Source organism: Sphingomonas sp. Ant20, from assembly GCF_000783375.1.
GTDB lineage: Bacteria > Pseudomonadota > Alphaproteobacteria > Sphingomonadales > Sphingomonadaceae > Sphingomonas > Sphingomonas aerolata.
Genome location: NZ_JRVI01000096.1, coordinates 1 through 9,171 on the forward strand (window position 1 = coordinate 1; position 9,171 = coordinate 9,171).

Sequence of the window (9,171 nt, forward strand, 5' to 3'; positions counted from 1 at the left end):
CGGCGCCGGCCGGCGGACGTGTGCCACGCGTCTCGGTCTGGCACGGCGATGCCGATGCGACCGTGGTGCCCGCCAATGCCGATGCGATCGTCGCACAGTGGCGCGGCGTGCACGGGCTCGCCTACGCACCCGACGAGGTCGAACAGGTCGAAGGCCATGCCCATCGCCTCTGGCGCGACGCGCAGGGCCGTGCCGCGGTCGAGGAGTATCGGATCCGCGGGCTGGGCCATGGCACACCGCTGGCCACGACGGGCGCTGACGGCCTCGGCCAGCCGGGTCCGCACATGCTGGAGGCGGGGATCTCGTCGACGTTGCACAGCGCCGCGTTCTTCGGGCTGATCGAGCGCCCATCGGCGCGCGCGGCGGCGACCCGCGCGAAGCCGAAGCCCGCATCGCCCCGTCCGCACCCATGGAGCCACAGTCCGGGCCGATCGCAGGTCGGCGACATGATCAACGGTGCGCTCCGCGCTGCGGGGCTGCTGCGCTAGCCACTGGAGCGGATCCGGCAATGGTACGGGCGGGCGGCGCAGGTCGTGGCGCAAAGGATCGATCGAGATCCGCGCCAACCGCGAAGGCGGCAGCTTGCGGGGCGGCGATCCACTGTTATACCTTGGTATAACAGTCGTCGTATTCCGGGGAAAGATCCATGTCGTTGAAGCTCTTGGCCCTAGCTGGCGTCGCCACCGCCGCGCTTGTCGCGCCGGTTGGCGCGCAGGTCGCAAAGCCTGCACCGGTCGCCACGCTCGTCACCTCGGTCGATATTCCCTATCAGCAGTTCACGCTGAAGAACGGGTTGCGCGTGATCGTGCACACCGACCGCAAGGCGCCGGTCGTCGCGGTATCGGTCTGGTATGACGTCGGGTCGAAGCACGAGCCGCAGGGCCGCACGGGCTTTGCGCATCTGTTCGAGCATCTGATGTTCAACGGCAGCGAGAATGCGCCGGGCGATTTCTTTGCGCCGCTGAAGGAGGTCGGGGCGACCGACTTTAACGGCACGACCTCGTTCGACCGAACCAATTATTTCGAGACGGTCCCCGCCGCCGCGCTCGAGCGCGCGCTGTTCCTCGAGAGCGACCGGATGGGGCATCTGACCGGCGCGATCACGCAGGGCGTGCTCGACGAGCAGCGCGGCGTCGTCCAGAACGAGAAGCGCCAGGGCGACAACCAGCCATACGGCCTCGTCCAGTACAAGCTGTTCGGCGGGCTGTTCCCCGCGGACACGCCCTATGGCCACACCCCGATCGGGTCGATGGCGGATCTCGACCGCGCCAGCCTTGCCGATGTGAAGGACTGGTTCCGCTCGCATTACGGCCCCAACAATGCGGTGCTTGTGCTCGCGGGCGACGTCGATGCGGCGACCGCGCGGCCGCTGGTCGAGAAATATTTCGGCGATATCAAGACGGGCCCCAAGTCAGTCCTGCCGACCGTCACGGTGCCGACGCTCGCCGCGCCGGTGAACGAGGTGATGAAGGACCGCGTCGCCGCGGTGATGATCACCAAGAACTGGGCGGTGCCGGGGATGCTCGATCCCGACGCCGCGGCGCTCGACGTCGGCGGTACGGTCTTGGGCGGGCTCGCCTCGTCGCGGCTCGACAATGCGCTGGTCCGCAAGGAGAAACTCGCGGTCAACGTGTCCGCCGGCTATAGCGACATGGCGCAGATCGGCATGTTCACGATCCGCGCGATCGTGCGGCCGGGCGTCGACCCCGCGGTCGTGTCGAAGCGGTTAGACGAGATCCTTGCCGATTTCCTGAAGACCGGACCGACCGCGGACGAGATCCAGCGCGTCCAGACGCAGGCCGTTGCGGGCCGGATCCGCGGCTATGAATCGGTCGGCGGGTTCGGCGGCAAGGCGGTCGCGCTGGCGGGCGGCGCGCTTTATGCGAACGACCCGGGCCACTACAAGAAGGAGCTGGCGGCGATCGCGGCGCAGACGCCGGCGAGCGTCAAGGCCGCCGCGACGCGCTGGCTGACGCGCCCCGCCTACACGCTGACCGTGGTCGACGGCGAGCGCGACAAATATGAGGAGGCGGTCGTGCCGCCTGCGGTCGCGGTGAAGCCCGCGGCCGAGACGCCGGTCAAGGGCACGCGCGCCGGCGGTATTCCCGCGGTCGGCACGCTGACCGGGCTTGCCTTTCCCGCGGTCGAGCGCGCGCGGCTGTCGAACGGGATCGAGCTCGTCTATGCGCGTCGCGACGCGGTGCCGATCACGCAGGCGGTGCTGAGCTTCGACGCGGGCTATGCCGCGGATGTCGCGGACAAGCTCGGCACGCAGCAGCTGACGCTGAGCGTGATGGACGAGGGGACGCGGACGCTCGACGGCATCGCGCTGGCCGAGGCGCGCGAGCGGCTGGGCGCGTCGATCGGGACGGGCACCTCGCTCGACCGGACGACGCTGTCGATGAGCGTGCCGAGCGCGAACCTGACGCCCGCGGTCGCGCTGTTTGCGGATATCGCGCGCAATCCGGCCTTCGCGGACGAGGAGGTCGGCCGGGTCCGCAATCAGCAGCTGGCCGGCATCCAGCAGGAACTGACCAGCCCTCAAGGCCTGGGCAACCGCGTGATCGGGAAGCTGATCAACGGCGATACCCCTTACGGCAAGGCACAGGGTGGCGGTGATCCGAAGGCGGTCGCCGCGCTGACGCGCGCCGACCTGGTTGCGTTCCAGCAGGCGTGGCTGCGCCCCGACAAGACGAAGATCTTCGTCGTCAGCGACCGCCCGCTCGCCGAGGTCAGGGCGGTGCTCGATCGCGGGTTCGGCGACTGGACGGCGCAGGGGCCGGCGGGGGTCAAGAGCTTCCCGACGACGCGCACGCCGCTGACACCGAAGATCGTGCTGGTCGATCGGCCGAACAGCCCGCAGTCGCTGATCCTCGCGGGCCAGCGGACCGGGTTGAAGGGCAGCGACGACATGCTGGTGTTCAACACCGCGAACGATGCGCTGGGTGGCAGCTTCCTCAGCCGGATCAACATGGACCTGCGCGAGGAGAAGCACTGGTCCTATGGCGCGGGCGGGCGGTTCCAGACGGCCGCGTTCGATGCGCCCTATGGCATTTCGGCCGGGGTGCAGGCGGACAAGACCGGCCCGTCGATCACCGCGCTGCAGCAGGACGTGACGCAGTTCGTGACGACCAAGCCGATGACGAAGACCGAATTCGGGCTGGCGATCGACGGCGGGATTCGCGCGTTGCCCGGCAGCTTCGAGACGTCGGGCGCGGTGCTCGGCGCGATGCAGCAGAATGATTTGTTGAAGCGCCCCGACGATTATTACGCGACGATCACGCGACGCTACGGCGCGCTGACCTTGCCGCAGCTGAACACCGCGATCGCGGGCGTCATCGACGTGAAGAAATTCACCTGGGTGGTCGTCGGCGACGCCAAGACGGTCAAGCCGCAGCTTGACAGCCTGGGGTTGCCGGTCGAGGTCGTGAGCGCGGCTTCGGTCGCGGGGCTGCCGGTGGTTCCGGTGACGCCGCTTGCGGCCAAGGCCAAGTAATCGAAGGAGAGAATAGCATGGCAAATGTCGATGGCAGCTGGGATTGCGTCGTGAAGTCGCCGCTGGGCGATCAGAAGATGACGCTGACCGTGAACAGCGCGGACACTAGCTTTTCGGGCGCGGTGTCGGGTGCGATGGGCGGCATGGATGTGACCGGCGAGGTCGATGGCGACACGCTGAGCTGGAAGCAGGCGATGACCGTGCCGATGCCGATGACGCTCGACTGCAAGGCGACCGTCGATGGCGACACGATGACCGGCACCGTCGGTGCAGGCGCCTTCGGCAGCTTCCCGCTGTCGGGAACGCGCACCGCTTGATCGCCTCTGGCGTCATGACGTGACGAAGAACGGCCCGTCTTCCCGGTGGAAGGCGGGCGTTTGCATTTCGGAGAGTGGGATGAGTTTGAAGATCCATCGCCGTGCGGTGCTCGCCGGCACGATGCTGGGCGGCGCGGCATCGCTGTTGCCGGCGCTCGCGCAGGCGGCCGAGCGCCCGCGACGCCGCTGTCGCGACTGTTCGACCAGCTCGTTCAGGCGCAGTTGCGGCGCAGTCCCGAGAGTGCGACCTCGCTCGGGCTCGACACCGGCGCCAATGCCGATCTGCGCGCGAAGCTGTCGGATCCGTCGGCGGCGGGGATCGCCGCGGCGAAGGCCCAGACCAGGGCCGAGCTGGCGCAGCTTGCAGCGATCGACCGCGCCGGGCTGTCGCCGGCGGAGCTGATCGACCTCGACTGCGTGATCTATACGCGGCGGTCGGCGGCGGCGGTGCAGGCGTTCGATTTCGGCGGCACGTCCTATGGCCCCAGCCCCTATGTCGTGTCGCAGCTGTCGGGTGCGTATCAGTCGGTGCCCGATTTCCTCGACACCAAGCACCGGATCGAGACGAAGGGCGATGCCGACGCCTATCTGCAGCGGCTCCAGGCGTTTGCCGGACAGATCGACGCGAACACCGCGCGCATGCAGCATGACGCGGGCGTCGGCGTGGTCGCCCCCGACTTCATCCTCGACCTCGCGCTCGACCAGATGACCAAGACGCGCCAGCCCGCAAGCGAGGCGCTGGTCGTGCAGAGTCTCGTCCGGCGCGCGGCGGCCAAGGGGCTGGGCGAAAGCTATGGCCGCGATGCCGCGCGAATCTATGACGCGGCGGTGCTGCCCGCGCTCGACCGGCAGATTGCGGCGACCCGCGACCTCCGCCGGACGGCCACGCATGATGCCGGCGTGTGGAAGCTGAAGGAGGGTGCCGCCTTCTATCCCGCCGCACTGCACGCGACGACGACGACCAATTTGTCGCCCGACGAAGTGTACAGGTTCGGGCTCGACCAGGCGAAGATGCTGTCGGCGCAGCTCGATACGCTGTTGCGCAAACAGGGGTACAGCAAGGGCAGCATCGGCGCACGGATGGCGGCGCTCTACAAGAATCCCGACCAGCTCTATCCCAACACCGATGCGGGCAAGCGCGAGGCGATCGCCTATTGCAACGACCGGCTCGCCGCGATCCGCGCGAAGCTGCCAAGCGTGTTCGAGCGGATGCCGCCTTATGGCTTCGAAGTGCGGCGCGTGCCTGCGCAGACCGAGGCCGGTGCCGCCGCGGCGTTCGCGCAGCCACCGGCGATCGATGGCTCGCGCCCGGGGTTGGTCTATTTTAACCTGAAGGACAGCGCCGACTGGCCCAAATTCTGCCTCGCGACGACGGTCTATCACGAGGGTCTGCCGGGGCATCAGATGGAGAGCGGGCTTGCGCTGTCGAACACCCGGCTGCCGCTGATCCGCAAGATGACGAGCTTTTCGGGCTATGGCGAGGGCTGGGCGCTCTACGCCGAACAGCTCGCGGACGAGATCGGGATGTATGACGACGATCCGCTCGGGCGGCTCGGCTATCTGAAATTCCAGCTGTTCCGCGCGAACCGCTGCGTCGTCGATACCGGCATCCATCACCTGCGCTGGACCCGCGAACAGGCGATCCGCCATTTCATCGACGCGGAAGGCGAGGCGGAGGGCTTCGCGACTCGCGAGGTCGAGCGCTATTGCGTCAACCCGGGCCAGGCGGCGAGCTACAAGCTTGGCCATTCGGTGTTCGTCGATATCCGCGAGCGCGCCAAGGCTAAGAGGGGCACGGCGTTCGACCTCAAGGCCTATCATGCGGCGGTGCTCGCTTATGGGCGCGTACCGCTCGATATGCTGCGCGAAATCGGCGATGCCTGGATCGCGAAGGGCTGAGCGAGGGGCGCGCTGAGCGGCGGGCCGCGTAACTCTACGTAATCGCCCGTTAAAGCCTGACCGTGCAAGGGGAGGGGGATGCCGAGCGCTCCCCCTCGATGACGCATGCCGTCCGCCCAAGGCCCGATCCGGTCATCAGCGTCGTCGTGCCGGTGTATAATGGCGCAGCCTTGTTGCCCGCCACGCTCGACAGCCTCGCCGCGCAGTCTTTCACCGATTTCGAGGTGATCGTCGTCGACGACTGCTCGACCGACGCGACCCGCGCCTGCGTTGCGGGCTGGTCCGATCCGCGCGTCAGGCTGGTGGCGATGCCGGTCAATGGCGGCCCCGTGCTGGCGCGCAACGCCGGGGTCGCTGCAGCGCGGGGCCGCTATATCGCCGCACTCGATGCCGATGATCTGTGTCGCCCCGACCGCTTCGCCCGCCAGGTCGCGTATCTGGAGGCGAACCCGGCGACCGTGCTGCTCGGGACGGCGGCGGACCTGCTCGTCGACGGCGTGATCAGGCCGTCCGACCATGCCGCGATCACCACGCCCATGCTCATCGACTGGCTGACGGGAATCGAGAACCCGCTGATCTGGTCATCGGTCATGATTCGCGGCGACGCGGCGCGGCGGCTCGATCCGTTCATGCGGCCCGAGCGGCTCTATGCGGAGGATTTCGACCTGTATCAGCGGATCGGCCGGTTCGGCGCGATCGGACGCCTCGACGAGCCGCTGATGGTGTACCGGGTGCACGCGGGCGGGGTCTCGAAGCGGTTCACCGAGCGGATGGAGACCGTGGCCGCGGCGATTCTGGCCGAGCGGCATGCGGATCTGTTCGGTGAACGGGTGGACCGGATCGCAGCGCTGATCGTGGCGCACATCCTGGCACGGCGCGCGGTGCGCGATCGTGCTGCGTTGACGGCGCTGGGCAGCGCACTGGGGGTGATCCAGGCCGAGTTTCTCGCACGGCATCGCTGTTCGGGGGAGGATCGCCGGCTGATCCGGTGGGAAACCGCGCGGCGCTGGCGCGGTGTCGGGCGGGCCGGCCTGCGTGCGGGGACGCTCGGGGTCGCCGACCTGCTTGCCGCACGGCCGGCGCATCTCGGGCTTGGCTATGCCGGGCTGCCCGCGCTGCTATGGTCCGGGGCGATCGGCGGCGTACGCCGCGCGATGCGCCAACCGGCGTGTGCGCCTTAGACCTTCGCGGCGAAGATCATACGGCCCTGGCCGAGGCGTGCAAACACCTGGTCTAGGTCCTTCTCGCCGACCGCGAAGCAGCCTTGGCTGCGGCCGAGCATGCCGTGCGACGCGATCATGTCCTTGTTCGCATACCAGGCCGAATGGACGACGATCGCCCGACCGAGTGCGTTGTTGTTGGTGCGATCGAGCCCGATCAGCCGCTGCGACCGACCATGTTTGCCGACATAATAATCGTCGGTCACGAAGGCGCCTTCCGACGACGCATTCGAGCCGAACGCGTTCGAGAAGCGCTCGAGATAGCCGGTATGCGCGGGGTCCGAGCCGCTGCCGTGCGACACGAGCAGCGACGTGCTGCGGCCGCTGGCGAGGTCGACGAAGTGGAACCGCGGCTGCGACGACGAGGCGGTGAAATCGGCGATCGCGATCCGGTCGTGATGCGGGATCCGGCTGCCGTTGCGACCCAGCGCGGCCATCGCCTGGCGCAGCAATTCGGGGCGCACGACGCGCGACGACGAAATCGGCATCGCCGGCGAACGCGGCAATGGTGGCTGAGTCATCGGCTTCAAATCGCGTGCCGTAAGACGTTGTGTTGCAGATACCGCACTCGGAACTGCAAGTGCACCGGCCAATACTAGACCGTTCTTTAGAATGGCACGACGATCTCGCCGTGCGCCCTGTTCATCGTACATCGAAATTCCCGAAAAACCCCAATCCCGTGACCCTCTCTATAGCGTAGAAATGATGAACATTCCTCAACCATTTCCACCAGTTGTCGTGATGTTCCTTCTGTCCGCCCCGGGAAGGAGGCGGTTCGTCGTAGGCGCGTGCGCGGCGAGGTGACTCTCCGGCTGGCCAGCGGCGTCGGAGTGGGTTGCCATATCAGGCGACACGATCGGTCCTGACGCGGCACATCCGATGCGCGGTCTTCGGGCGTTTCTATGGGAAGTACGGGCGCGCATCGTCGTGCGCGCACGGTTCAGCGCGGGGGCGTTTCGCCCGTAGCGGCAATCGGCAGGCCAAGCTCGATGAGTCGCGAGCGGAAGCTGGCGGCATCGGTGAAGAGCACCGATTCGATCTCTAGCGCGCGTGCGGCGGCGATATTGGCCGGATTGTCGTCGACGAACACCGTCTCGTCCGCACGCACGCCGAATCGATCGAGCGCGAGCCGATAGATGGCGGGGTCGGGCTTCACGATCTTCTCGTCGCCCGACACGACGATGTCGCGGAAGCGGTCGAACATCGCCGATTCGCGGGCGCGAAACGGCGGCCAGAATTCGTGGCTGAAATTGGTGATCGCGAACAGCGGTACGTCGGCGGCGTCGAGATCGCGGACGAGCTCGTGCATCCCCGCAATCGCCGGGCCGATACTCTCGTTGAAGCGCGGGCCCCAGACGGCGATCAGATCGGCATGCTGCGGATGCAACGCCGCAAGCTCCGCCGAGGTGTCGGCGAAGTCGCGGCCAGCATCATGCTGGAAATGCCAATCGATCGTGACGACATCGCGCAGGAACGCGTCGAGCGCCCGATCGTCATCGATCAGGCGCTCGTACAGGATCCGGGGATCCCAATCGTACAGGACACGACCGACGTCAAAAATGACGCTGGTCTTCAGGGGTTTAGCCCTGGCGTGCCTTGAAGCGACGGTTGGTCTTGTTGATGACGTAGGTACGGCCACGACGACGGATCACGCGGTTATCGCGGTGACGATCCTTGAGCGACTTCAGGGAATTGCGGATCTTCATGATCGATTCGCTTCTTTTCAAATCTAGGTGTGCGGAAAGACGGGATCGCCTAATGGCGGGGTGTGTCCAAGTCAAGCAACAGACGCACTCGTTCCGGCCGGGAACCCTCCCGGCTGGTCCAAGCGTTACTGTAGCGCAACATTCTAAGGAAGTCCCGATGGCGGTTCGTTCGATCATGGTTCTCGCGCTGGCGGGCGCATCCCTCACGGCCTGCGCGACCGGTCCGTCGCTGCCGCCGACCGAGGTCTTGCGCTATCACCTCGGCGAGCCGCTCGACCGCGGCACGATCGCGGTCCAGCCGCTGACCGCGGGCGCGCCTGCGAGCCTCGAGTTCAAGAGCTATGCCGCCGCCGTGCAGGGCCAGCTGATCAAGGTCGGGTACAACCCGCCCGCGCCGGGTGCCAAGCCGATGCTGATCGCGACCGTCGCCTTTACGCGCACCACGCAGGCAGGGCCGCCCAAGCGGTCGCCGTTCAGCGTCGGGATCGGCGGCGGTGGCTTCAGCGGGCGGCGGTGTGGGGCTTGGCGGCGGG

General features: G+C 67.4%; 7 protein-coding genes and 2 pseudogenes. 6 read left to right on the top strand and 3 right to left on the bottom strand.

Annotation, left to right across the window (positions count from 1 at the left end):
• The 5 genes and pseudogenes from NI18_RS25075 to NI18_RS13010 form a co-directional block, all read left to right on the top strand.
• Positions 1–488, top strand: a pseudogene (locus tag NI18_RS25075) (hypothetical protein); the annotation flags it as partial.
• 158 nt (positions 489–646) lie between these two features.
• Entirely contained in the window at positions 647–3,496 is a 2,850-nt protein-coding gene (locus NI18_RS12995; protein ID WP_037530307.1) for a pitrilysin family protein, read from the top strand.
• Between the two features lie 17 nt (positions 3,497–3,513).
• Positions 3,514–3,813, top strand: a complete 300-nt coding sequence (locus tag NI18_RS13000; RefSeq protein WP_031439525.1) for a hypothetical protein — start codon at positions 3,514–3,516, stop codon at positions 3,811–3,813.
• Positions 3,814–3,873: 60 nt separating this feature from the next.
• Positions 3,874–5,712, top strand: a complete 1,839-nt coding sequence (locus NI18_RS13005) for a DUF885 family protein (RefSeq protein ID WP_084215195.1) — start codon at positions 3,874–3,876, stop codon at positions 5,710–5,712.
• 98 nt (positions 5,713–5,810) lie between these two features.
• On the top strand, positions 5,811–6,893 hold the full coding sequence (locus tag NI18_RS13010) for a glycosyltransferase family A protein (RefSeq protein ID WP_037530309.1): 1,083 nt from the start codon (positions 5,811–5,813) through the stop codon (positions 6,891–6,893).
• Here NI18_RS13010 and NI18_RS13015 read toward each other — a convergent pair.
• The 3 genes from NI18_RS13015 to ykgO form a co-directional block, all read right to left on the bottom strand.
• Positions 6,890–7,585, bottom strand: coding sequence for a murein L,D-transpeptidase catalytic domain family protein (locus tag NI18_RS13015; protein ID WP_031439528.1), 696 nt, complete (start codon positions 7,583–7,585; stop codon positions 6,890–6,892). The genes NI18_RS13010 and NI18_RS13015 overlap by 4 nt on opposite strands.
• Before the next feature lie 287 nt (positions 7,586–7,872).
• Positions 7,873–8,508 carry an HAD family phosphatase gene (locus NI18_RS13020; RefSeq protein ID WP_031439529.1) on the bottom strand — a complete coding sequence of 212 codons (636 nt, stop codon included), beginning with the start codon at positions 8,506–8,508 and terminating at the stop codon, positions 7,873–7,875.
• Between the two features lie 4 nt (positions 8,509–8,512).
• Positions 8,513–8,638 (bottom strand): type B 50S ribosomal protein L36, encoded by a 126-nt coding sequence (gene ykgO, locus NI18_RS13025; protein WP_003046794.1) that lies wholly within the window; start codon positions 8,636–8,638, stop codon positions 8,513–8,515.
• Between the two features lie 157 nt (positions 8,639–8,795).
• Between ykgO and NI18_RS13030 the strand changes: the two are divergent.
• Positions 8,796–9,171 (top strand): annotated as a pseudogene (locus NI18_RS13030) (hypothetical protein); the annotation flags it as partial.